General features: G+C 60.5%; 22 protein-coding genes. 21 read left to right on the plus strand and 1 reads right to left on the minus strand.

The genetic code is table 11. The features are described from left to right. Window positions 1-3: 3 nt before the first annotated feature. Window positions 4-744: an SDR family NAD(P)-dependent oxidoreductase gene (locus tag GT019_RS28355; protein ID WP_161746816.1), complete on the plus strand. Its 741-nt coding sequence runs from the start codon at window positions 4-6 to the stop codon at window positions 742-744. Between the two features lie 164 nt (window positions 745-908). On the opposite strand, the gene GT019_RS28360 is transcribed toward GT019_RS28355, so the two are convergent. Beyond that, window positions 909-1367, minus strand: a complete 459-nt coding sequence (locus GT019_RS28360; protein ID WP_161746817.1) for a GlcG/HbpS family heme-binding protein — start codon at window positions 1365-1367, stop codon at window positions 909-911. Between the two features lie 242 nt (window positions 1368-1609). Here GT019_RS28360 and GT019_RS28365 point away from each other — a divergent pair, with 242 nt between their 5' ends. From GT019_RS28365 to GT019_RS28460, 20 genes are all read left to right on the plus strand, one after another. Then, window positions 1610-1942, plus strand: a complete 333-nt coding sequence (locus GT019_RS28365) for an NIPSNAP family protein (RefSeq protein ID WP_161746818.1) — start codon at window positions 1610-1612, stop codon at window positions 1940-1942. Between the two features lie 3 nt (window positions 1943-1945). After that, the gene (locus tag GT019_RS28370) at window positions 1946-2926 is read left to right on the plus strand and encodes an aldo/keto reductase (protein WP_161746819.1); all 981 of its coding nucleotides are present in this window, start codon (window positions 1946-1948) and stop codon (window positions 2924-2926) included. A 79-nt stretch (window positions 2927-3005) separates the two neighbouring features. Continuing rightward, on the plus strand, window positions 3006-3920 hold the full coding sequence (locus tag GT019_RS28375; RefSeq protein ID WP_328804054.1) for an aldo/keto reductase: 915 nt from the start codon (window positions 3006-3008) through the stop codon (window positions 3918-3920). Between the two features lie 505 nt (window positions 3921-4425). After that, window positions 4426-4758, plus strand: coding sequence for a GNAT family N-acetyltransferase (locus GT019_RS28380; RefSeq protein ID WP_161746820.1), 333 nt, complete (start codon window positions 4426-4428; stop codon window positions 4756-4758). Between the two features lie 212 nt (window positions 4759-4970). Then, entirely contained in the window at window positions 4971-5699 is a 729-nt protein-coding gene (locus GT019_RS28385) for an amino acid ABC transporter ATP-binding protein (protein WP_161746821.1), read from the plus strand. 77 nt (window positions 5700-5776) lie between these two features. Further along, window positions 5777-6646: a transporter substrate-binding domain-containing protein gene (locus GT019_RS28390; protein ID WP_161746822.1), complete on the plus strand. Its 870-nt coding sequence runs from the start codon at window positions 5777-5779 to the stop codon at window positions 6644-6646. Window positions 6647-6721: 75 nt separating this feature from the next. Continuing rightward, on the plus strand, window positions 6722-7375 hold the full coding sequence (locus GT019_RS28395) for an amino acid ABC transporter permease (RefSeq protein ID WP_161746823.1): 654 nt from the start codon (window positions 6722-6724) through the stop codon (window positions 7373-7375). A gap of 61 nt (window positions 7376-7436) precedes the next feature. Next, window positions 7437-8087 (plus strand): amino acid ABC transporter permease, encoded by a 651-nt coding sequence (locus tag GT019_RS28400; RefSeq protein ID WP_161746824.1) that lies wholly within the window; start codon window positions 7437-7439, stop codon window positions 8085-8087. An 84-nt stretch (window positions 8088-8171) separates the two neighbouring features. Further along, a complete protein-coding gene (locus GT019_RS28405) occupies window positions 8172-9458 on the plus strand; it encodes a sensor histidine kinase (protein ID WP_161746825.1) in 1287 nt (428 codons plus the stop codon). A 5-nt stretch (window positions 9459-9463) separates the two neighbouring features. After that, window positions 9464-10363, plus strand: coding sequence for a response regulator (locus GT019_RS28410; RefSeq protein WP_161746826.1), 900 nt, complete (start codon window positions 9464-9466; stop codon window positions 10361-10363). Window positions 10364-10754: 391 nt separating this feature from the next. Beyond that, window positions 10755-12959, plus strand: coding sequence for a golvesin C-terminal-like domain-containing protein (locus GT019_RS28415; protein ID WP_235949569.1), 2205 nt, complete (start codon window positions 10755-10757; stop codon window positions 12957-12959). A 532-nt stretch (window positions 12960-13491) separates the two neighbouring features. Further along, window positions 13492-13875 carry a YciI family protein gene (locus tag GT019_RS28420; RefSeq protein WP_161746827.1) on the plus strand — a complete coding sequence of 128 codons (384 nt, stop codon included), beginning with the start codon at window positions 13492-13494 and terminating at the stop codon, window positions 13873-13875. Window positions 13876-13962: 87 nt separating this feature from the next. Continuing rightward, window positions 13963-15348 (plus strand): AraC family ligand binding domain-containing protein, encoded by a 1386-nt coding sequence (locus tag GT019_RS28425; protein ID WP_161746828.1) that lies wholly within the window; start codon window positions 13963-13965, stop codon window positions 15346-15348. 169 nt (window positions 15349-15517) lie between these two features. Next, the gene (locus GT019_RS28430) at window positions 15518-17092 is read left to right on the plus strand and encodes a helix-turn-helix domain-containing protein (RefSeq protein WP_161746829.1); all 1575 of its coding nucleotides are present in this window, start codon (window positions 15518-15520) and stop codon (window positions 17090-17092) included. Next, window positions 17079-18875, plus strand: a complete 1797-nt coding sequence (locus GT019_RS28435) for a sensor histidine kinase (protein WP_161746830.1) — start codon at window positions 17079-17081, stop codon at window positions 18873-18875. The genes GT019_RS28430 and GT019_RS28435 overlap by 14 nt, the downstream gene beginning before the upstream one ends. A 2-nt stretch (window positions 18876-18877) precedes the next feature. Next, entirely contained in the window at window positions 18878-20452 is a 1575-nt protein-coding gene (locus tag GT019_RS28440) for a response regulator (protein ID WP_161746831.1), read from the plus strand. A gap of 101 nt (window positions 20453-20553) precedes the next feature. Then, window positions 20554-22296, plus strand: coding sequence for an ABC transporter substrate-binding protein (locus tag GT019_RS28445; protein WP_161746832.1), 1743 nt, complete (start codon window positions 20554-20556; stop codon window positions 22294-22296). A 106-nt stretch (window positions 22297-22402) separates the two neighbouring features. Then, a complete protein-coding gene (locus tag GT019_RS28450) occupies window positions 22403-23377 on the plus strand; it encodes an ABC transporter permease (protein ID WP_161746833.1) in 975 nt (324 codons plus the stop codon). A 13-nt stretch (window positions 23378-23390) separates the two neighbouring features. Beyond that, complete coding sequence (locus GT019_RS28455) at window positions 23391-24293, plus strand: carbohydrate ABC transporter permease (RefSeq protein ID WP_161746834.1); 903 nt, start codon at window positions 23391-23393, stop codon at window positions 24291-24293. Window positions 24294-24378: 85 nt separating this feature from the next. After that, entirely contained in the window at window positions 24379-25293 is a 915-nt protein-coding gene (locus GT019_RS28460; RefSeq protein ID WP_161746835.1) for a phytanoyl-CoA dioxygenase family protein, read from the plus strand. Window positions 25294-25444 lie beyond the last annotated feature (151 nt).

Here is a 25444-nt window from a genome sequence, read left to right on the forward strand (position 1 = left end):
GTCGTGCTGATCACCGGAACCGGAGACGGTCAGGGTCGCGTCGCCGCGCTTACGTTTGCGCGGGAAGGGGCGAAGGTCGTCGGGAGCGACATCAAGGCGGAATCGAACGACGAGACGGCCGAGCTCGTACGCCGCGCAGGCGGCGAGATGACGAGCATCGCGCCGATCGATCTCACGGATCCCGAGCAAGCGCGGAAGCTCGTCGAGGATGCGGTGTCCGCTTACGGCGGGCTCGACGTCGACTACAACAATGCGGCGATGCAGTATTTCGGTCCGATGCCCGATTTTGCGATCGAGCACTGGCGGGCGACGATCGCCGGCGAACTCGACATTCCTTTCTTCGTGTCGAAGTACGCGTGGCCGCATCTGGTGAAGCGCGGCGGAGGCGCGATCATCAACGTCGCGTCCATGGCGAGCATGATCGCCGGTGAGACCCCGCCGATGGTCGCGCACGGCGCGGCGAACGCCGGCGTCATCGCCATGACGCGCCAATTCGCGCTCGAAGGCGCGCCTCACGGCATACGCTCGGTAGCGATCAGTCCCGGCCCGATCCTGACTCCGGCGAGCGACCGCGACCTCGGCGACAACCAGGCGGCCCGGGACGCGATTACCGGCAAGACGCTTCTCAAGCGCTTCGGAAGGCCGGAGGAAGTCGTGGAGCTGGCGGCTTTCCTCGCGTCCGATCGGGCGTCTTACATTACGGGGGCCAACTATGCGGTCGACAGCGGCGCGACCGCTTGGTAACGAACCGCGACAGCGGCGCGAGCCGGCGAAATGCCATCATGGAATTTTCAAGCAAGCAAAAGCCCGTTCCCGGCCTTTCCTGAGGCCTTGAACGGGCTTTTTCGCGTCTATCCGCGTTATGCCGGACGCTTCTATAATTCAAAGGTAGCCATGTTGGTCTCCGCTTAGTACAAGTTCAGCGCGCGAAGGCCGCTCGACCCGATTCTTGCGATCGGCAGGGAAGCGAATAGCGTCGCCGCTGCCTGCGCCACCAAGATATCGTTGGCGCTCGTGCTCCCGCTCACTCCGATTGCCCCGACGAAGTGGCCGCCGTTCGTGACGAGCGGAATGCCGCCGCCCAGAACGACGACTCTCCCGTTGTTCGTCGTATTCAAGCCGTATTGCGGTCCGTTCGGCACGGACGTTGCCGACAGATTGGCGGTGGGGGTCTGCAGCCCGATCGCGGTCCATGCTTTATCGATCGCGATGGCGATGCCGGCGATCTTGCCATTGTCCATCCGCTCGAACGCGATCAGATTGCCGCCGTCGTCGACGACGGCGATGTTTTCGACGATCCCGAGCTCCTTCGATTTCCGCACCGCTTCGTTCAGCAGCAGTTTTGCGATATCCAGCGTTAATTTCATTTCGCTTGCGCGCTCCTTCGATGATCGCCGTAGGCGATTTTCTACAATTTATGAAGGAGATCGCCTTTGGTGAATTTCATCGGGAAGAAACCCGTCAAGGCAGGCAAATTCGGCGGCCGTTACCGCGCGCTTCTCCGGAATAGTTCCCTTCAGGTAACTTAATATAACATTTTTCACTCCTTCTCAGGTCCGAACGAGTTTACTATACTTGGAGAGGGCATACGATTGGAGCTGATGGACGAATGTTGTACGAGTTGAGAATCTATACGATTCTTCCGGGAAGGATCGAGGCGATTCGAAAGCGCTTTTCCGAGCATACGTTTGGCATTTTCGACCGATTGGGCATGCAGGTGTGCGACTTCTGGGAGGATCTGGAGGCGCAGCCGAAGCTCTACTACACCATGAGCTACGTCAGCATGGAAGAACGCACCAGACAATGGGAAGCGTTCTCGCAGGACGAAGAATGGAACGAAGTGAAACGGCAATCCGAGCAGGACGGCAAAATCGTCGAACGCGTCGAGCAGATCTTTATGAAACATGCGGATTATTTTAATTCGAAGATCGGGAGGAACTAGATCATGAGATACGCTTACCTGGGAAAGTCCGGCTTGAAGGTCAGCCGATTGTGTCTGGGCACGATGAATTTCGGACCGGAAACGGATGAGAAGGAATCATTTCGGATCATGGACGCCGCTTTGGATGCCGGAGTCAACTTTTTCGATACCGCCAACGTTTACGGCGGACAGGACAACAGGGGAAGAACCGAGGAAATCATCGGACGCTGGTTCGCGCAGGGCGGCGGGCGCCGGGAGAAGGTCGTGCTGGCCACCAAAGTGTACGGCGACATGGACGATCCGGCCGACGGCCCCAACGCGGCGCGCGGCTTGTCCGCGTACAAGATCCGCCGCCATCTGGAAGCCTCGCTGCGCCGCTTGAATACGGATCACGTCGAGCTGTATCAGATGCACCACGTGGACCGCAACGTCAGCTGGGACGAGCTATGGGAAGCGTTCCAAGTCTACGTGAACCAAGGGAAGATCAGCTATGTCGGCGCCAGCAACTTCGCCGGGCGGGACCTGGTGAAAGCCCAATACGAAGCCAAAGCCAGACATACGCTCGGACTCGTCTCCGAACAGCATAAATACAGCCTGCTGTGCAGATTGCCCGAATTGGAAGTGCTTCCCGCGGCCGAGGAACACGGCATCGGCGTCATCGCGTGGAGTCCATTGGACGGCGGGCTGCTCGGAGGCAACGCGCTCAAATCGTCCGGCGGCTCGAGAAGCACGCGCTCGCAGGAACGGGTGGAAGCGATCCGCGGCAAGCTGGAACAATTCGCCAGCCTGTGCCGGGAACTCGGCGAGAGCGAAGCGAACGTCGCGCTCGCGTGGACCTTGAAGCATCCGGCGATGACCGCGCCGATCATCGGACCGCGCACGCTGGAGCAATTCCAGAACACGCTGCGCGTCGTCGAGATCCAGCTGACGGACGATACGATGAAGCGTCTGGACGAGATCTTCCCCGGACCCGGCGGCGAAGCTCCGCAAGCTTACGCTTGGTAACGGCCTGGCTATTGCGCGTTGAATGAATAGGTTTTGACCGGCAGTACCTTACGATTCGATCGAAGGAGTGGTGAGTACGGTGAGCGAGTTGCAAAAATCGGCCTTGGGCCGAACCGGTCTGGAAGTAAGCCGTCTTGGATTCGGCGCGATGGAGATTCGCGGTCCCCGCATTTGGGGCGGAAGGCCGGTAGCGGAAGCGGAAGCGGAGCGGATCTTGAACGCGGTGCTCGATTCGGGCATCAATTTTATCGATACGGCTTATGATTACGGCTTGAGCGAAGCGTACATCGGCCGTTACATCAGCCACCGGCGCAGCGAGTATATCCTGGCGACCAAATGCGGCTGCACGGTCGTCAATGCGGGCGATCACGACGAGACGCCGCATGTGTGGACGAGGGAGAACCTGCTCCGCAATATCGACGAAAGCCTGGCTAGAATGAAGACGGACTACGTGGACTTGCTGCAGCTGCATAATCCTTCGTTGGAACAGACGGAGGAAGGCGGTTTGATCGAGGTGCTGAAAGAAATTCAGGCGGCGGGCAAAGCGCGCTGGATCGGCATCTCCTCGACGATCCCGCATATTGCGGCCTATATCGAATCAGGCGCGTTCGATTCGTTCCAGATCCCGTATTCCGCGCTCGAGCGGGACCACGAGAACCTCATCGCCCAAGCGGCGGCGGCGGGGGCGGGGACGATCATTCGAGGCGGCGTGGGCCGCGGCGAACCCGGCCACGGGCTTGGCAATCAGGACCGGTGGGCGATCTGGGAGGACGCGAAGCTGGATGAATTGCTGGACGAGGGCGAAAGCCGGACCGGATTTTTGCTGCGGTTCACGCTTAGCCATCCCGGCATGAACACGACGATCGTCGGAACGAAGAACCCGGAACACTTGGCTGAAAATATTCGTATCGCGCAGAAGGGACCGCTTGCCGATCACGTGTACGAAGAGGCGAAAAAGCGCCTGCTCGAAGCGGGGCAAGGACCTAAGGCGTAAATCAAGCGTGGCGGACTGCATTGACGCGGAGGTCAACGAGTCGACAACGATGCGATCGACGTCATGTTCGCCGGGCTAAGCAGCTTTCGTTTGCTTGAGAATGAAATCCGTCCATTCAACCGCGTATCCTCTATAGGACACGCGGTTTTCTCATTTCATGGGAGGTTTAACGGTTGCGATCTCGGGCAATCGAATGCAGGGAAGAGGCGGGAGAGGTACCGCTCCCGATATGGCGTGCCATCGTGCTACGGCAAGCTGACGGGCAGGATTATGCAGCGACGACTCCGAATTGCTACCTATTCAATGATCAGGAAGGAGGGATCGATGATGGTCATTCAATCTGCTAGGCTGAACCTCCGAAGAACGGCATTTGACGATTTGACGTTTGTCGCAGACATTGAAAGCGATCCGGAAAACAGCGTATATGTCGGGCAGTGGACTTTCGAACAACATCGGGAATCCTTAACGAATGCGGATATCAGTCATATCATTATCGAGGAGAAGCATGGGGGTCAAAATCGGATATATGATCCTGTCGGGCTTAAAAGATCCCAATAAGGCGCTTTGCGTAAAACGCATAACGATGAAGGCCAAAGGTCGCGGTTATGGCAAAGAAGCCATGGAAGCGATGATGAAGTGGGCATTTGAAAATACCGTAACGCATCGGATATGGCTGGACGTGAAAGATTTCAATCGAAGGGCGCAGCATGTTTATGAATCCGTCGGCTTTCGGCGCGAAGGAACTTTACGGGAGAGTTACTTGAATGGAGACGTATTTGAATCCCTTATCGTGATGTCTATTCTGAGGCATGAATACAAAACGGAGCAGTTGCCCTGACTGGACGCAAGGGGCAGTAACTACAGACGGTCTACGAAGGGTCCGCAGCGATGCGGGCTTTTTTGCCATTTCGGGACAGGCATGAAATTCCAGGCGAACTGTAGGATTCGATCGGATTGCGTAGGTTTTCGTTATGATTATCTACACATCATGTGATTTTACATAACATAACTTGTCCCGATTATGCGCGAGATGCGGAAAGGAGGATGCCGATGATCGAATTTCGGCAAGTGGAGAAGCATTACGGCGATTTTCATGTGCTTAAGACGATCGATCTGCGCGTCGCGCAGGGTGAGGTCGTCGTCGTGGTCGGACCTTCGGGCTCGGGGAAAAGCACGCTGCTTCGGTGCATCAATCGGCTCGAGACGATTACGAGCGGCAGCCTGACCGTGGACGAAGTAAAGGTCAACGATAAGGGGACCGACATCAACAAGCTGCGGCGGGACATCGGAATGGTATTTCAGCATTTCAACCTTTATCCCCACAGGAAGGTCATCGACAACATCACGCTGGCTCCGATGAAGGTGCTCGGCATCCCGAAGCCGGAAGCGATGGCGACGGCGATGTTTTATCTGGAGAAAGTCGGCATCGGGGACAAGGCGGACCGGTATCCTTCGCAATTGTCGGGCGGGCAGCAGCAGCGCGTGGCGATCGCGAGGGGACTCGCCATGAAGCCGAAGATCATGCTCTTCGACGAGCCGACGTCCGCGCTCGACCCGGAGATGGTCGGGGAGGTGCTGGACGTCATGAAGACGCTGGCGCGGGAAGGCATGACGATGCTCGTCGTCACGCACGAGATGGGCTTCGCGCGCGAAGCCGCCGACCGGGTCGTGTTCATGGACGAAGGCCGTATCGTGGAGATCGCCCCGCCGGAAGAATTCTTCGCGCAGCCGCGCGAGGACAGGGCGCGCCTGTTTCTCAAGCGGGTGCTGCGTCATTAGCGGCCTTTTATTCTAGGCATGCAAGCAATCGTTCGACCGTTCGTTACGATCAAACTCATGGAGAGGGGTTTTAGGGCATGAAGAATAGAAGTTGGATGACGGCGTTCGTGATCGTGACGATGCTTGCCGTCGTTGCGTTGACGGGATGCGGCAGTAACGAGGGAGGGAACGGCAACAACTCTGGCGGTGCGAACGGCGGCGCAAACGGCGGGGAACCGTCCGAAACGTCGTCCGCGCTGGACGCGATCAAGAGCCGGGGCAAGCTCGTCGTCGGCGTCAAGTACGACACGAAGCTGTTCGGCCTGAAGGATCCCGCGAGCGGGAAGGTCGAAGGGTTCGACGTGGATATCGCCAAGGCGCTCGCGAAGCAAATCCTCGGGGACGAGACCAAGCTCGAGCTCAAGGAAGTCACGTCTAAAACCCGCATCCCGATGCTGAACAACAACGATATCGACATGATCGTCGCCACGATGACGATTACGGAAGAGCGCAGGAAAGAAGTGGATTTCTCCGACGTGTACTTCAAGGCCGGCCAATCGCTGCTGGTGAAGAAGGGCAGCCCCATCGCGAGCATCGACGACATCAAGAAGGGAACGAAGGTATTGGCCGTCAAGGGCTCGACCTCGGTGGACAACATCAAAGCCAAGGCCCCGGACGCGACCGTACTGGAGTTCGACAATTACCAGGATGCATTCAGCGCGCTCAAAGCGGGACAAGGGGATACGCTGACGACCGACAACGCGATCCTGTACGGCATGGAGGCCCAAGATCCGGGGTACGTAGTCGTCGGGGAACCGTTTACCGACGAACCGTACGGCATCGCGATCAAGAAGGGCTCGACCGACCTGCTGAACAGCGTGAACGAAGGGCTGAAGAAGCTGCACGACAGCGGCGATTACGACAAGATCTACGAGCAATGGATCGGCAAGGCCCCGTCCGGGGAATAAAGCGTCCGCAAGCAGCGAGATGGGTGGCCGACCGCCACCCATCTTCTGCATAGACGGGGGAAGGGGAGGACTACTATGCCGGACATATCGATATGGACGGATTATTTCGGAATCTATATGAAAGGGTTCGGCAACACGGTCGCGGCGAGCGTCATCGCGCTGCTCGGCAGCTTCGCGATCGGGACGATCATCGCCGTATTCCGCATCTCGTCCGTCAAGCCGCTGCGGTGGGCAGGCACGGCCTACGTGGAGTTCATCCGGAACATCCCGCTGCTGCTGGTGATTTTCGTATTCTACTACGGCTTGCCCTCGATCGGCATTACACTGAGCGGATTCATCTGCGGCACGATCGGGCTGATGGTCTATACCGCCTCGTTCGTCGCCGAAGCGATCAGGGCGGGCATCATGAGCGTGCCGGCCGGACAGACGGAGGCGGCCAGAGCCTCGGGCTTGTCGTATACGGGAACGATGCGGCATGTCGTGCTGCCGCAGGCGATCAAGATCGTTATCCCGCCGCTCAGCAACCAGTTCATCAATTTGGTGAAAAACTCGTCGATTCTGGGCGTCTTCGCCGGGTTCGACCTGATGTACTACGGCGATCAGGTGGCCGGCAAGACCTACGCGACCTTCGATACCTATCTCTTCGTCGCCTTGCTCTATCTCGTGCTGACGTTGCCCTTAAGCTACGCGGCGCTGCGGCTGGAACGGAGACTTGCCGGAAACGGTTGACGACCGGGATGGCATTCTGCGAGACGCCAGGCGCGCATATCACTTTTAGGAGGGTCGTTGGATGGACATTGCAGGCGCATTCTCATACCATAATCTTATCTTCATTCTTAAAGGCTTCGGCATTACGCTATGGGTCGCCTTCGTCGCGATCGCGCTGAGCTTCGTGCTGGGCAGCATCGCCGGTACGCTGCGTTACATGCGAATCCCGGTCGTATCCCGAATCCTCGGCGTGCTCGTCGAGCTCATCCGCAATCTGCCGCTTCTGCTGATCCTGTTCTTCACTTACTTCGCCATGCCGGATATCGGCGTCAAGCTTGGCGTCATGAGCTCGGCCATCGTGGGCCTGGCGGTGTTCGAGGCCGCCATGATCTCCGAAATCGTGCGCAGCGGCTTAAGCTCCATCCCGAAGGGCCAGGTCGAGGCCGCCCGTTCATCGGGGCTGTCCTACCTGCAGGCCGTCTGGCATATCGTGCTGCCGCAGGGGCTGAGGCGGATGGTGCCGCCCATGGTGAGCCAGTTCATCTCCCTGCTCAAGGACACGTCCCTCGCCATCGTCATCTCGCTGCCGGAGCTCATGCATAACGCCAAGATCGTCATCGCGCAAAGCTACGATTATACGATTCCGATTCTCGCCATCGTCGCCGTCTTGTATTTCGCCGTTAATTACGCGCTGTCGCTTGCGGCCAAGCGGCTGGAAAACAAACGGATCTGAAGAGGCGCGGCCCGTACATGGCCGCCTTCACGACCGTCCGCTTCGCGCCCCGGCGGCAGGCAGTCAGGGGGCATCGCGATCGCCATGCAGAATTGGTTGAAATCCGAAAGCATGCAAATCACCGTCGTGGCCGTCGTCGTCGCGGTCGCGGGCGAGTTCAAGATCAATCCGTTCATCGGCGAGGTCTTTCGCATCGGGCTCGGCAGCAGCGCCTTCCTGTTCCTGCTGCTCCTGATGAGCCATCTGCCTTATTTCAAAACGGGGATCGCCGTCGGCGCGACGGTGCTGTTGTTCCGGATCACTTCCGACGGCGCCGCGTCGGCCGATGCCTTCTCGCTGCTCGACAGCGCCCGGACGCACTTCTCCGCCATGCTGTACTACGTCGTCTTCGGGACGGGCATGGCGTCGATCCATCGCCGCTTGCACCAATTGAACCCGCTGGTGCTCGGCGCCTGCGTCTCCGTGATCGACGTCGCGTCCAACGGCGCCGAACTGCTGTCGCGCAGCATGGCCTTCGGATTGCCTTACTTTCAGTCCGGCCAATGGATCCTGATCTCGGTGATCGCCGCGGTGCGCAGCTATTTCACCACCGGCATCTACAGCAGCATCGCGGTGAGCCAGATGCGCAGCGTCCATGCCGAGCAGCACAAACGGATGGAACAAATGATCAACGTCGGCAGCGGGCTCTACGGCGAAGTGTTCTATTTGCGCAAATCGATGGACGCCATCGAACGGATTACCGCGAAGAGTCACGACCTGTACGGCCGATTGATCGAAGAAGGGCTGCCCGGCCACGGCCGGTCCGTACTGGAGATCACCCAGCAGATTCACGAGGTGAAGAAGGATTCGCAGCGCATCCTCGCGGGGCTGGTGAAGCTGGTCGACCTGGAAAGCGCGCCGGAAATGACGCTTGCGGAGATCGTGGAGCTGGTGGCGAAGTCGAACGGCGAATACGGCCGGATGCTGAACAAAGACGTGCGGCTGGAGAAGGACGTCGGCATCGATTACGCAACCTGCCACTACATACCGCTGATCACCGTGCTGAACAACCTGGTGGCCAACTCGGCCGAAGCGATCGAGCATCGCGGGAGCATACGCATACGGGTGCGCGAACGCGGGGGAGAGACCGAATTCGTCGTCGCCGATACCGGGACGGGCATTGCCGAGCAGGACAAGGATATGGTGTTCGAGCCCGGCTTCACGACCAAATTCAATCAGGAAGGAACCGCGGCCACGGGCATCGGTCTCTCGCATGTCCGCGATATCGTCGGTTCCTTCGAGGGCAGGTTTCTCCTGCTCGAACCGGGCGAGGCGGCGGAGACCACGTTCGTCGCGGCTTTTCCGACCGCGAAGCTGAAGAAGGAGGTGTAGGCGCCATGCTGTCGTTTTGCATTGTCGACGACGATGCGGTAAGCAGGCGGATGCTGCAGACGATCATCGAGAAGGGCGGCGTCGGCGAGGTTGTGGGGATGGCGGCGGGCGGCATCGAAGGCAAGCGGCTCATCCTGGACGAGAACCCGGACGTCGTGCTGATCGATCTGTTGATGCCGGACCAGGACGGGATCGAAACGATCGCGCGGCTGAAGCAGGAAGGCTACGAGGGCAAGTACGTCATGATCTCCCAGATCGAGAATAAGGACATGATCAGCAAGGCGTACCAAGCGGGCATCGAGTTCTATATCCAGAAGCCGATCAACCGCGTGGAGGTCAAAGCGGTGCTCGGCAAAGTCAGCGAGCAGTGGAAAATGGCCCGCTACCTGAAAGAAATCAAGCAGTCGATCGCGAAGCTCGACGATCTGAACCCGGAGCCGACGGCCGCTCGAAAGAAGCAGGACGCCAAGGAAATCATGCGCATGATGCTGATGGACATGGGCATCGTCGGCGAAAGCGGCAGCCACGACATCATCGGCATGATGGATCACCTGATTCAATGCCGTAAAGGAGGCGGCTTCCCGCCGCTGAAAGAATTGTACGAGGCCGGCGCGCGGGCTGCCAAGCCGGATTGCGGCGACGTCGAGAAAGAAGGGAAGGCGGTCGAGCAGCGCATCCGGCGGACCGTCATCGCCGCATTGTCCAATTTGGCGAGCATCGGGCTCACGGACTACGGCCATCCGAAATTCGAGTATTACGCCCCGCTTTATTTCGACTTCGAGGACGTGCGCCTCAAGATGCGGGAGATCGACGAGAAGCGCCCGCAGGCGAAGCGCAAGGTCAACATCAAGAAATTCCTCCAGGTGTTTTATTTGGAAACCCTCGATAAAATGAAGCATCAGTAACGCTTCCCTCCGAGCATGTTTTCCCGCAATCCGGGAACCGTGGACCGCTGTCGCATCGGCAATTATCGCGATGCAGCAGCGTTCGCGGTTTTTTTTGTTGCCGTTTCGCATGAAAATACATTGAAAGCGTATACATTGAACGGGGCTATAGGCTCCGGGAACTAGAATCCGTCCGAGGGGGTTGAATAAGCATCGGAAAATACGTCGGGGGAAGTCATCATGCGCATCGAGCGATGCGCTCGCGAATGGAGGGGTATGCACATGAATAAAGCGTCGAAACAAAGCCTGCGTTTTTTTCGTTATCCTGTTCGCCGTCTGGCTGTTGGCGGGTAACCCGGACCAAGTTCGGGGGGATGCCGCGAATTATATAACGCGAAGCGGCGATAAGCTGATGGACGGCTCGTCCGAATATCGGTTCATCGGCACCAACGCGCCGTTCCTGGGGCGTGCGTGGGCGGATCCGGCCGAGATCGAGGACGAGATTCGGGCGGCTAGCCGCTCGGGCATCGACGCGATCCGCTTGTACCCGTTCGAGGTGAAGATGGCCGGCGACCTCCCGGGCACGTACCGGCACGTCATGGGGCCAGGGATGTTCAACGAGAACGCCTTCCGGCTTCTCGACAGGATCCTGCAGCTGGCCAACGCGTACAACGTCCGGTTGATCATTCCTTTCGTGGACAGCTATACGTACGTCGGCGGAACGGCCGATTGGGCGGCCTTCCGCGGCAAGAGCGCCGACGCCTTTTGGAGCGATCCGGTAATCAGGCAGGATTTCAAGGACTTCATCGGGTTCGTGGTGAATCGGGTCAATACGTATACGAACGTCGCGTACAAGGACGATAAAGCGATTATGGCTTGGCAGCTCGGCAACGAGCTGCGATCCACGGACGGCTGGTCCAGCGAGATGGCCGCCTATATCAAAAGTCTCGACGCCAACCATCTCGTAGGCGACGGCGGCTACGTGCGGGCGCAGGGAATCCGGGTCAACGCGGTGAACGACCCTAATATCGATTTTATTGATCCGCATATCTATCTATACCACAATTATCCGGATCCGATTGCCAAGCTGAACGAGTGGCGGGCGGCGACGCGCGGCAAGAAGCCGCTCGTTCTCGGCGAATTCGGCGATTTCCCGCCTGCCGTGAACGAACAATTGCTGAGCGCCGTCCAGAGCAACGGGACGGCCGGCGCGATGATCTGGGGCAGCATGTCCCACCACCGGTTGGGCGGCTGGCATTGGCCGCCGGTCGGCGACTGGTCCTACTTGCGCTATCCCGGCCTCCCGAGCGGCGGCTGGGCGAACGAAGCGCCGATCTTCGAGCAGCTGCGCGGCTACGCGTATTCGATCAAAGGGTTGACGGTTCCGCCGTGGCCAGCGCCGCCGGCGCCCGTGCTGTTCCCGTCCGATTCCGTGCGCGCGCTCTCCTGGCTGGGCGTCTCGACCGCTGGCGCCTACGACGTCGAACGCGCGGCGTCCCCGGCAGGCCCGTGGAGCGTCATCGCCGCAGGCGTAACGGACGACGTCACCGCGCCGGACTATTACAACTTTCCCGTGCCGGCCGCGGACGATGCGGATGCGGCGGCGGGAACGGGCTATTATTACAGGATTCGGGCGATCGGTCCCGATGGCGCCTATTCGCCGTACTCGAACACGATCGGCCCGATCATGCCGAGTACGGCGATCGTCGTCGATAACGGCGACGCCGGCTATTCGGAGTCGGGCACTTGGGGCGGCAGCGAGCTGCCGGGCAGCCACGCCGGGGGTTCCCGCTACAGCAGCGCGGGCGGAAGCACGGCGAAATGGATGCTGGGCATCGACGATCCAGGCTACTACCGCGTCTATGTCCGGTATCCGTATCATCAAACCTCGTCCAAGAGCGTCGCGTACACGGTCTACCATAACGGGGCGACCGATGCGATACCGGCGGTCGACCAGACGACGATCGCGGGCGAATGGCGCTTGATCGACACGGCGTATTTCGCGGCGGGCGGGGATCAGTACGTCAGGCTCACCGCGGGTTCCATTGCCGGCTCCGGCAACGCCTCGCGAGCCGACGCGGTGATGCTCGAGCCGGTCGGCTACGGCGATTTCTTCCAAGGCGGCGCCGTCACCGCCGAATGGACGGCGCTCGGCGGCGCCTGGTCCGTCGCGGACGACATCTCGAAGGTGCTGAAGCAATCCGCGCCGGGCATCGCGGAGACGAGAGCGGCGGCTACCTACGCCGACGTCGCCGTGACGGCCGCGGTCAAAGCGTACGGCGCTGGCGCGGCCGAGTCTTCGTCCGGCTTGATCGCGCGGGCGAGCGCCGATTTCTCCAGCTTCTACACGCTGCGCATCAACTACAGCCAGAACAAGGTCCAGCTCTACCGAAAAGTCGGCGGCAACTGGCTGAAGCTCGGCGAGGCCGATCTGCCCGCGAGTCCCGGAACCTGGTACGTGCTGCGGCTTGAGCTGCGCGGCAGCTCGCTCGTCGGGTACGTCAACGGCATACGGAAGATCGGCGTCGCAGACGCCAGCCTGACGAACGGGTACGTCGGATTGCGAACGTACGACCAAACGGCCGTGTTCGACAACTTCCTCGCGGCGGCGGATTAACCGATCGGAATCGATTTTCGGGGAAACGGTAGTTGAGGAGATCTACATCGACTTCAGTGCGAGCAGCCTGACGCAGAGCGACTTTGCGGGCGTGACCGCGCACAAGGAGCCGCAATTTGCCGGGAGTACAGCGATTCGTGCAATATTGCGATCCATTGGGACCGTGCGGCCGTTCGCGCCGCACGGTTTTTGCCGCTCCTCGGCGGGACAAAGAGGTCTAGCGGCATCGCTCTTTCGCCGTTGTGGCATCGGAGAGTCGATAGACGGGTAGATTATCGTGAAAGCTCCATTATAATAGATGAAACGGCTGCCATAGAGTCCGACTCGGCTCTTGGGAGAACTTTTAGCAACTGGATAAGGTAGCGGTCAATGAGAGATTTATGAATTATCCGTGATACTTGCGCCGCGTCGATGTCGATCTCGCGGGCTGCCGTTCGTCGTCCTAATAGAGGCACGCGCGCTAGCCGGCGAAGGGACCAGCCGCCATGTCTGGCATGCAAGCCGTCATCTGACTACGAAAAGGAGAATGAAGATGAAATTTTTATGCTTGGGTTACCTCGATCCGGAGAAAATGGATGCCCGCCCGAAGGAAGAGATCGAAGCCGTCATGCGCGGCTGTCAGCCTCATCTCGAGGCATTCTACGCGAGCGGCCAAGTGCTCGTCGACGCCGGCCTCGACCAGGCGTCCGCGAGCTTGCGCCGGTCGAACGGCAAGGTGAACGTGACCGACGGCCCCTTCATCGAGACGAAGGAGCTGATCGGCAGCGCGTTCCTGATCGAGGCGCGGGACTTGGAAGACGCGATTCGGGTCGCTTCCCTGCATCCGGCCGCGCAATCGGCGGCAGCCGAGCAGTTCGGCTGGGGCATCGAGATTCGGCCGGTCCGTTACTTCGAGGATCGCGAAGGAAAGAACTAGCGCCGGGCGTCCAGAGCCGGTCCAACGTTTGCGGCGCGCATGGTATAATCGCCTTAGAGAATAGCGAGAGCGGGGGCGAAGCGCAGCATGTCATGGATATCGGATGCAGGAGCGGGAAGGGAACACAGCCTGAGGCAATTCGCGCTGCCGGACTACAGGTTTTCGTTCCAGCTATACGGCGCGCATTGGCGACAAGCGCGCGAGGGATGGTCGTATCCCGACCACGACCATCCTTTGTTCGAGCTGAACATCGTGCTGGAGGGCCGACAGGTCATGACGCTCGAAGAGACCGAGCACGAACTGAACGAGGGCGACCTGCTGCTGATACCGCCCGGCGTCGTCCACCGCTGCAGGATCGGGCGATCGTCGGCCATGACGTATTTCTGCCTACACCTGGATGTCGACGACGCCGTATACCATGGGCTGATCGCCAAGCTGGGCAGCGCGGTCTTCCCCGCGGAATCGGAGCTGACGCGCAGGCTGCGGCCGTTCTTCGACCGCATGGCCTCGTTGTCGGACTTGGAACAGGAGCGCGCGCCGGATGCCGGGTTCGCCGTACGCGCGGCGGCGCTCAATTTGCTGCTCGCGCTCGGCGATTACGCCGCGGCCGCCGAAGCCGGCGGGTCGGGGCGCGAGGGGGCTTACGGGGCGCGGTCCGAGGAGCAGAGCGATGCCGTCCGGCGGCTGCGGGAGCGGCACGCGCTGGAGAAGAAGGTGCAGGATCTGTTCGGCGCCCTTCCGCATGCGGGCATGACGGCCCAAGAGACGCTCGTTCCGCCGTTTCGCTGGGTCGGCCTGTTCTCGGTCATGATTCCGGACCGCGGCTTCTGGACGAAGCCGGAGCGGTTCTGGGCGAAAGTGCTGCTGGAGGATGCGCTGTCCGAGCACGGCAGCGCCGTCGTCATCGTCGGCGAGCAGCTGATGACCGCGGTGCTGTTCTCCGACCGCTTCACCGTTCCGCCGGTCGAGGAATACGCGACGAGAATCAAGTCGCTGCTCGAGAAGAACCTGAACGTGGCCATCCGTCTCGGCATCGGCGGCATCGCCGCGGCGCTCGGCGAGCTAGGCGGCTTGTACAAGCAAAGCCTGAGCAGCTTGGGCATGAACGAGCTCTATCCCGCACCGAGACGCGATTTCGATTTCATCAGCCGCATCATTCGGCTCGCGCTGCTGATGATCGAATCCGATTACGCCAATCCCGAATTGACGCTCGGCATGCTGGCCCGGAAGCTGGAGCTGACGCCGAATTATTTGAGCGCCCTGTTCACGAGCGAGACCGGCCATGCGTTCACCTGGCATTTGTCGCGCTTCCGCGTCGAACGCGCGAAGACGCTTCTGAAGGACACGAACCTGAAAATCTATCAGATCGGCAAGCAGGTCGGCTACGGCGATCAAGCGTACTTCAGCCGCTTGTTCAAAGCGGTCGTTGGCGTCAGTCCGGGGGAATACCGGACGAGCGCCGCCGCCGAGTAGAAGCGACGGGTTCGGCGGTCGTTCGCGATCGTCGAATATTTGTCTTGGATTCCATTAAAAGCGCTTCCATAATGACTGTAGAAAAGAGCAAGAGATCGTAGTTTCGTCCATTGTCGCTAATTCCCGCAAATGCCATACTAGACGTAAAAACTGCGTGGCGGTGAAGCCGATGTTTAAGGTGCTCGTCGTGGACGACGAACCGTTTATGATCGAAGGCTGGAAAACGATGGTCGACTGGCACGGCTGCGGATACGAATTATGCGGCACGGCGACGGACGGCGAGGAAGCGATCGCCTCGATCAAGGCCAGCTCGCCCGATCTCGTGGTGACCGACATCCGGATGCCCGTGCTCGACGGCCTCGGCCTGATTCGCGCCATGAAGGAAGAGCTGGGCGTCAGCGCCAAGACGGTTATCGTGAGCGGCTATTCGGAGTTCGGCTACGCCCAGGAGGCGCTCCGCTATCAAGTGGACCGTTACGTGCTCAAGCCGCTGGTCGCGGAGGAGATCCATCGCGTGCTGCTCGAGCTGGCGGGTCCGCTCGAGGAACGGCGCTTGGCGGAGGCGTCCGCCGGCAGGGAAGAGCTTGCCGCCGCCGCCGCCGCGATCGTCGGCGTCCTGAAGCAAGGGGGAGCGGCGGCGGTCGCCTACGCGAATCGTCTGCTCGGGACGGATAGGCAATCCCGCTGCCGCTTGCTGCTGGCCGAATCGACCCTTGGCCGGGCTGGCGGCGAAGCCTTGGATTCCCGGCTGGGATCGCTTATGGAAGCCGGATTCCGCCAAGGACTGCGGGCCTTCGCGTTCGAGGAAACGCCGGGCCAGGCGGGCCTGCTCGTGCTGGACGAAGCGGAGGACGGCGGGGAATTCGAAGCGCGCCTGGAGGAGGCGGCGACGCGGCAGTCTTGGCCGCTTCACGGTTTGGCCTTGTACTGCAGCGGAACCGCATGCGGACTGGATTCCTTGCCCGAACTGCTCGGACAGGCGCGGGAGTTGCGCCGCCGTGCCATGTTCGGGCGGCGGGCGGGCGTGCACTTGTTCCGCGGCGCGCGGACGCTTCCCGAGGAATGCCGGCCGCAGGACGTCGCGGCGCGGGCCGAGCAGCTGGTGAGCGCGATCGAAGCGGGCGACGAGACGGCCGTGCGCCGGTCGGTCGCCTCGCTGCTCGGCCTGCTCGCGAGCGGCGACGAGACCGGCGAATGGACGGCATTCGCCGCCAGTCATATTCGCGGCGAGCTGCTTCGCCGCTTCGCGGCGCTCGAGGCCGACCCCGCCGCCGGCAGCGAATGGACGCGTCGGCTGCTGCGGGAGAGCCGTCCCGACGCGGCCGAATGGAGCCGCGAGACGATCGAAGCGCTGTGCCTTCGCGCGGCGAGCCTGCTGGCCGAACGGAAATCGGCCCCGGCGCGCAGCCGTGCGGTAGCGGAAGCGATCGCGTACCTGCGAGCGCATGTCCGCGATAAAATCCAGCTGCAGGCGCTCGCGGAACGGTTCGGCCTCAGCCCGGTCTATTTCGGTCAGCAATTCAAGCGGGAGACGGGTTGCTGCTTCAACGAGTACGTGCATCGGCTGCGGATCGACGAGGCCAGGAAGCTGCTGCGCCGGACGGACCTGAAGGTGTCCGCGATCGCCAGAACGCTCGGCTATCACGACACGGATTATTTTACCGACAAATTTAAAGCGCTTACAGGAGAGTTGCCGTCTGCCTACAAAAACAAGCGTAAGGGTGAAGGATATGCGGACCGGTAGGCCGTTTTTCCATAAAGTCAACGATATCCCCCTGAATTACAAGTTTATCCTCATTTACTTGCTCTGCGTGCTGCTTCCGATCATGACGATCAACCTTTTCTTCTTCAAGCAAAATTCGGATCATATCCGCGCTCGCGAGCAGGATAACCTGCGCAAATCGATCGAACGCGCATCCGGCGAGCTGCTGGACATGATCGACGAAAGCGTCGCGCTCAGCCATTCGATCGCGAGCGACGATTCGGTCTACGAGGCGCTCGACCGCACCTACGAAAGTCCGCTCGATTATTACGGCGTGTACGACGGCTTTCTGCGGGATAAGCTGAAGCGCTACATGTCGTCCTATCCGAATATCGTCGAGATACGGATCTATACCGATAACCCGACGATTCAGACCGGGGCGAATTACCATGTGATCGGCAATGCCTCCCGCGATCTCCCGTGGCTCGATCGGCTGCGGCAATCCCACAGCAAGACGACGGTCGTCTCCTACTACGAGAGCGACGGCTTGAATCCGGGCAAGCGGATCAGCGTCGTCAGCAAGCTGGACACGTACGCATCGCTGTCCCGGTACGGCAAATATTTGCGGATCGATCTGAACGTGGACAAAATCAACGGCATCTTGAACCGCGAGCTCGACAGCCTGCAGCTTCGGCTCATGGACGACCGGAACCGGATCGTCGCGTCCGGCATCGGCGACGATCCGCGGCAAGAACCGATCGCTGCCGACGCGGCCGTCGCGAACGCGAAGCCCGGCTACGTCATGGAACGATCGATCGGGGATTTCAGCTACATAAAGGGCTGGAAGCTCGTCGGCGTCGCGGATACCCGGCGGATCGACAGCCTGTTGGACGACGCGCGCCGATCGATACTATGGCTGGCGGTCACCAGCACCGTCATCCCGTCGCTGCTGATCTATATCATTTTCCGTTCCTATCACTACCGCGTGAAGAAGCTGTCCCGGCATATGGAGAAGGTGCGCAACGAACGGTTCGATCCGATCGACATGCAGGAGGGACGCGACGAGATCGGCGGTTTGATCCGCACCTTCAACGTCATGACGGGGAAGATCACGTCCCTCATCAACGACGTCTACAAGCTGGAGATCCGGCAGAAGAGCCTGGAACTGGAGCGGGTGCGCACGGAGCTCGCCATGCTGCAAAGCCAGATGAACCCGCATTTCCTGTTCAATACGCTCAACGCGCTGCTGGTCGTCTGCACGAAGAACGGGTATTCCGACGTGACCGGGATCATCAAGAACCTGTCCTTGCTCATGCGGCAGCTGCTGAGCCGCGCCGACGGCCTCGTGCCGCTCCAGGAGGAGCTTCAATTCACTTCCATGTACCTGCAAATCGAGAAGTTCCGCTTCGGCGACCTGTTCGATTATTCGTTCGACGTCGATCCGCGGGCGCTCCCGCTGCGCATTCCGCGCATGAGCATTCAGCCGCTCGTCGAGAACGCGTGCAAGCACGGGCTGCAGGCGAGAAAAGGCGACCGGACGATTCGGGTAACGGCGAGGCTGACGGAACGCGCGCTGGAAATCGCGATCGTCGACAACGGCGTCGGGATGGAGGCGGGGAAGCTGCGCCAGCTGATGGAGAACGTTCGTTCCGAACAGGAGATGGACGGCCACGTCGGCATCCGCAACGTGTACCGGAGACTGGAGCTGTTTTATGACGGCCACGTCCGTTTCGTGATGGAGAGCGATCCGGCGACGGGGACGAAGGCGGGCTTCCATATCCCGCTCGCCCGTCTGGAAGCGGACGGATGGAAGAAGGAGGCGTGAACATGTATAAGGTACTGCTCGTCGACGACGAACCGTTCGCCATTCAAGGGCTGCAGCTGATGGTCGATTGGGAGAAGCGCGGATTCCGCGTCGCCGCGGTCTGCGATAACGGAGAGGAAGCGTTGCGCCACATCCGCAGCGATCCGCCGGATCTGGTCGTGACCGATATTCGGATGCCGGTCCTGGACGGCCTTCAGCTGATCGAAGAGACGCGCCGATCCGGCAATCGGACGACGCTCTTCGTCATTGCGAGCGGCTACGACGATTTTGATTATGCGAGGCGCGCGATACGCCTCGGCGTCTCGCATTTCTTGACCAAGCCGGTCATGGGCGAGGAAGCGGACGAGGTGCTGGTCCGGCTGCAGGGAGAACTGCGCGGACGGGAGCGCGATCGGATGATCCGCGACAGCGCGGACCGTTACGAGATCGGCCAAGCGCTGTCGGCGCTGCTCGCCGGCGGCGATGTAACCGAAGGGCAGCCGGCCATGCAGGCGATATCGCGCCTTTCCGGCCGGGCGCGGGAATGGACGTACCTCGGCGTCGAGACGGACGCCGAAACGGCAGGTCCCGCCCGCGAGGCGGCGCAGCGGTTCGCGGCCGAACGGTCCTGCTGCTACGTTGTCGACGGCGGTCGGGAATCGTTCGGCCTCGTGTTCGGCTCGGACTGCGGCGGCCGGGACGAAGACGGCATCCGCGAAGTCGCGGCCCGATTGCTGGAGGCGATGCGGGCCGGGACGAACGGCCGGATCGGTCTTGCGGTCGGTTGCGCAGCGGACGGTCTGCGCGGCATTGCCGAGTCCTACGGCAGCGCGGCGGAGGCGGGCCGCTTTCTTTTTTTCGGCGGCGGCGCCATCGTCCATTACGCGGACGTTCGGGATCTGCGGCTCTCGTTCGATCCGGAAGCGCTCGGAGCGGCGGACGCGATCGTCGACGCGATGGAAAGCGGCGATCCGAGCTCGGTTGCCGCGGCGGTCCGGGCAGCGTTCCGCGCCTTCGAATCGCGGATGGTGCTGCCCGAGCTGGTAGCGCTATTCTCGACCCGGGTGCTGATGCGCGGTTTGGCGGTCTATCAAGAGCTCGGCGGCGATCCCGACGGGCTGTTGACCGGCGCGGAGCTGTGCGGCAGCGGCCGCAAAGGCAGGCAGCTGCGGGAAATCGAACGCGAATTGAGCGGCTTTTGCTTGAAATGCCAAGCCGCCGTCGACGCGCTGCACGGCAAGCGGACGGGCGGCACGCCTTCGAAGGTCGCCGAATACTTGCGGCAGCACTTCCGGGAAACGCTCACGATCAAGGAAATCGCGGAACGGTTCTATATCCATCCCGTCTATCTGGGGCAAGCGTTCTCGCGCAAATACGGCAAGGGCTTGCTGGATTTCGTGCATGATCTCCGCATTGACGAGGCGAAGCGGCTGCTTGGGGAGACGGACGCGGCTGCCGGGGCCGTCGCCGAAGCGGTCGGGTACCGCGGGTATCAGCATTTTCTCAAGCAGTTCGAGAAACGGCTCGGGATGAAGCCCGCGGATTACAGGCTCGCCTGCGTCGGGAGAATCCGGACGAACGGAGAGGCGGGAACTTAAATTCAGGGGGTACGATGCTTTAATCTGATTATTTTGCAAGCGCATACAATCGCGGATAATGAAGAAGCAAAGCAAACCGATCACCGGAAGGGGAGCATGATATGGGGGGTTCACCAAGCAAGAAGCTGTGGGGTTCGATGTCGCTCGTTCTCGCGTTAAGCCTGGCCATCGTCGGCTGCAGCAATAACGGTAACGGAGGCGGCAACGCCGCCAACAACGGGGCCGCGTCGGATCCCGCGAACGCGAACGCGAATAAGCCCGCGAATGCCGCCAACGACGGAGGCGCCGAACAAACCTCGGCCGACTTGAAGCCGGTTACGATCTCCGCCTTCATCGGAACGCCGAACCAAGCGCCGACGGCCGATAACCGGATTTACAAGAAAATCAAGGACGAACTCGGCGTTACGCTCGACATGGAGTTTCTCGTCGGCGACCTGCAGCAGAAGCTCGGCGTCATGATCGCCGGCGGCGACTATCCGGATCTCATCACGGCGGATCCGAAGCTGGTATCGTCCGGCGCGGTAATTCCGCTCGAGGATCTGATCGAGCAATACGCGCCTAACCTGAAGAAGAACTACGCGGCGTACTGGAACCGGATGAAGGATTCCAGCGACGGCCATATTTATTGGCTGCCGAACTACGGCGCCTATACCGGCGAATATCATGCGACCGCCTACAGCGGACCGGCGTTCTGGATTCAGAAGGACATTCTGAAGGAAGCGGGCTATCCGACGCCGAAGACGCTCGACGATTTCACGAAGCTGATCCGCGACTACGCGGCGAAGCATCCGACGATCGACGGGCAGCCGACGATCGGCTTCACGACGCTCGCCTACGACTGGCGGACGTTCCCGCTGCTGAACGCGCCGGAACATCTGACCGGCCATCCGAACGACGGCGGCGTCGTCGTGGACAACGGGGTCGCGTCGGTCTTCGCGGACAAGGACAGCGCGAAGACGTATTACAAGGCGCTGAACGGCCTGTATAACGACGGCTTGATGGACAAAGAAGCCTTCGTGCAGAACTACGACCAGTACTTGGCGAAGATTTCCACCGGCCGCGTGCTCGGCATGTTCGACCAGCACTGGAACTTCCAGCAGGGCGAAGACACGCTCGTCTCCCAGGGCAAGATCGGCCAAACCTACGTCGGCTTCCCGCTCGTCTACGATACCAGCATCAAGGACTACTATCTTGATCGCCCGGTCATTAACTTGAACAACGGATTCGGCATCAGCAAGGACGCCAAGGATCCCGTACGCATCATCAAGTTCCTCGACGCGCTCATGGACGAGAAATACCAAAAGCTGCTGTCGTGGGGCGAAGAAGGCGTCGATTACATGGTCGGCACCGACGGCAAGTTTTACCGTACGCCGGAACAGCGCAAGCAGCAGGAGGATCCGACCTGGAAGCTGGCCAACCGGGCGGAAGCGTTCTACGGCGCGGCTCCGAAGATGGAAGGCAGCTACAGCGACGGCAATGCGACGTCGGCGGGCACGCAGCCGCAGGAGTTCTTCGATTCCCTCAAGCCGCAGGATAAGGAGCTGCTGACGGCGTACGGGCACAAGACGTGGACGGACTTCTTCACGCCTGCGCCGGAGAACCCGGTGTATTATCCGGCGTGGCAAGTCGATCTGATCGATGGCTCGGACGCATCGGTCGCGAACAAGCAGATGAGCGACGCCTCGCTCAAATTCCTGCCGAAAGCGATCATGTCCAAGACGGATCAGTTCGACGCGGTATGGAACGATTACGTCAACGCCTACAAGAAAATCAACGTGAAAGCCTACGAAGACCGCATCAACGAGCAGCTTCAATGGCGCATCCAGAACTGGGCGGCGCAATAAACGAGCCTGAAGCGAAGAACGGCGGAAAGCATCGGCGAACCGCCGCATGCTTTCCGCCGCCTGCGTTGAGGGCTGCCGCGATACGAGGATAGGAGGAGAGAGAACGATGGCGAGCATCGAGAAAGCGAAACCCCCGAAAACGGCCGCCGCCGCGACCGCGACCGTTCCGCAGCCATCCGTATTCAAACGGATGCGCGGGCAGAAGCAGCTGATGCTCATGTCGCTGCCCATACTGGCTTACGTCGTGCTGTTTGCCTATTATCCCATCTGGGGATGGACGATGGCGTTCCAGAACTACAAGCCGGCGCGCGATTTTGCCGAGCAGGAATGGGTCGGGCTCAAGCAGTTCCGGTTCCTGTTCAGCGACGATGCGTTCCTGCTCGTGCTGCGCAACACGATTGCCATGAGCTTCATCAACATGGTGCTCGGCTTCGTGACTGCCATCGTGTTCGCGATCTTGCTGAACGAGATCAAGAACAAGCTGTATAAGCGCACGATCCAGACGATCTCCTATCTGCCGCATTTCTTGTCCTGGATCATCGTGACGGGCATCGTCGCGAACTCGCTGTCCGTCGACGGCGGCATCGTCAACGTGCTGCTCATGAAACTCGGCTTCATAAACGAGCCGATCATGTGGCTCAGCGAGCCGCATTATTTCTGGGGCATCGTCGGCGCTTCCCATGTCTGGAAAGAAGTGGGCTGGAACGCGATCATCTATCTGGCCGCCATTACGTCGATCGATCCGTCGCTGTACGAGGCGGCGGAGATCGACGGGGCGAACCGGTACCAGAAGATGCTGTACGTGACGTTGCCGGGCATCAAATCGATCGTCATTATTTTGCTGATCATGAATATCGGTTGGATTCTCGAAGCGGGCTTCGAAGTGCAGTACCTGCTCGGCAACGGCGTCGTCGTCGACTGGTCCCAGACGATCGATATCTTCGTGCTGAAGTACGGCCTGCAGATCGGCAACTACTCGCTCGCGACCGCCGCGGGCATATTCAAGACGGTCGTCAGCATCACCCTTATCTTCGCCGCCAACACGATCGCCAAACGTTTCGGCGAAGACAGACTGCTATGAGGAGGACAATGCGATGAGAACAAGAACGCTGCGGCTGGAGCCGGTTGTCTTCCACACGTGCAATGCCATTGCCATGCTGGCGCTGGCCGTCATTACGCTGTACCCGTTCCTGAATACGCTGGCCGTCTCGTTCAACGCCGGCAACGACACGCTCCGCGGCGGCATCTACCTGTGGCCGCGGGTCTGGACGGAGCAGAACTACAGGGCGATCTTCGCCGGCGGCACGATCTTTCACGCCTTCTGGATATCGGTGGCGCGCACGGTGCTGTCGACGGTGCTGAGCTTGCTGCTGACGTCCATGCTGGCCTATACGGTCAGCCGGAAGGAGTACGTATTCCGCAAGCCGGTAACGATTATCATCGTGCTCACGATGTACTTCAACGCGGGGCTTATCCCGTATTATTTTCTGATCAAGGACTTGCATCTGCTGAACCACTTCTTGGTCTACATCGTGCCGGGACTGATCAGCGCGTTCAATATGATCGTCATCCGCACGTATATGCAGACGCTTCCGGAAGGGCTGATCGAGTCGGCCAAGGTAGACGGCGCGGGCGACTTTCGGACCTACGTCTCGATCATCCTGCCGCTGTGCCAGCCGGTGCTCGCCACCGTGGCGCTGTTCGTCGCGGTCGGGCAGTGGAACTCGTGGTTCGATACGTTTCTGTTCGCCTCGTCGAAGCAGAACCTGAGCACGCTCCAATACGAGCTGATGAAGCTGCTGTCCTCGTCGATGAACTCGAACAGCAGCGCGGCCGTGGCGAACGGCGCGGACCCGGGAGCCGCGCGCAACCTGGTGACCCCGATGTCGATCCGGGCGTCCGTCACGATCGCGGCGTCGCTGCCGATTCTCGTCGTCTATCCGTTTCTGCAGAAGTACTTCGTGCACGGCTTGCAGCTCGGCAGCGTCAAGGAGTAGCCGGAGCGGCATCTGGCAAACGGCATTCGGCAAGCGGTATTCGGCGCGAACGCCGCCTCATTTCATACAGGGAGATGACAGAAGCATGGACTTGCGGGTATTGACTTCCGAACAGATCGAACAGTTTACGGACCAAGGGTATGTGCGTATTCAAGGCGCGTTTCCGAGGGAACTGGCGCTGGAGGCGCAGTCTTTTCTGTGGAACAAGCTGGAGGAGAAGGAAGGCATCCTGCGCGGAGATCCGTCGACGTGGCGGGAGCCGATGGTCAATTTGCGGGAAAATTACCGGCATGCGTCGTTCGACGGCTGCAATACCGAACGCTTTGCCGATGCCGTCGAGGATTTGACGGGCGAGGGTCGCACCGTCCATCGTTTTGTCGCCGGGGAGACCGATCCCGGACTGCTGCCGGGGTGGGGGTGGTGGCCCGTCAATTTCGCCATGGGCAGCGAAGCGCCTTGGACCGTGCCGACGAGCGGCTGGCATTGGGACGGCATCCATTTCCGCCATTACGTCGATGCGCCCGATCAAGGGCTTCTGTGCTTATGCCTCTTCTCGGACGTCGGTCCCCGCGGCGGCGGGACGCTCGTCGTCGAGGGCTCGCACCGTCCGGTAGCGCGTTTCCTGGCCCGGTATCCGGAGGGGGTCGAGCTGGGAGACGGCATCCGCGAATTTTTCGCCGGGCACCGGTATTTCTCCGAGCTGGCGGGAAGGACCGGCGGGCCGCTGGATGCGCAAGAGCGGATCGCCGCCTTCATGGATCGCTCCTATACGGACGAGGACGGAACGAAGCTGCGGGTAGCCGAAGCGACCGGGGAGGCCGGCGACGTGATCTTGTGCCATCCGTTCCTGGTTCATGCCGCCTCGCCGAATCACAGCGGCAAGGTCCGGTTCATGTGCAACCGCACGTCGCCATTGAAGCAGAAGCCGAGGCTGGACCTCGGCCCGCGGGACGGGGAGACCCCGCTCGAGCGGAGCATTCGTGTCTCGCTGCATGCGTAGCAGCTTTTTTGCGGATGCTGCCGGCAACATGAGACGCGGCTTTACCGAATCCAAACAAAACAAAAGCCGCGATATTGGTATTATCCCCTTCAAGTAGACACTCAAAAAAACCTCGTGTTAACATGAAGTTTTGAGTGCCACTTGGAGGGGA

The sequence above is a fragment of the Paenibacillus glycinis genome, from assembly GCF_009909185.1.
In the GTDB taxonomy this organism is placed as follows: domain Bacteria; phylum Bacillota; class Bacilli; order Paenibacillales; family Paenibacillaceae; genus Paenibacillus_Z; species Paenibacillus_Z glycinis.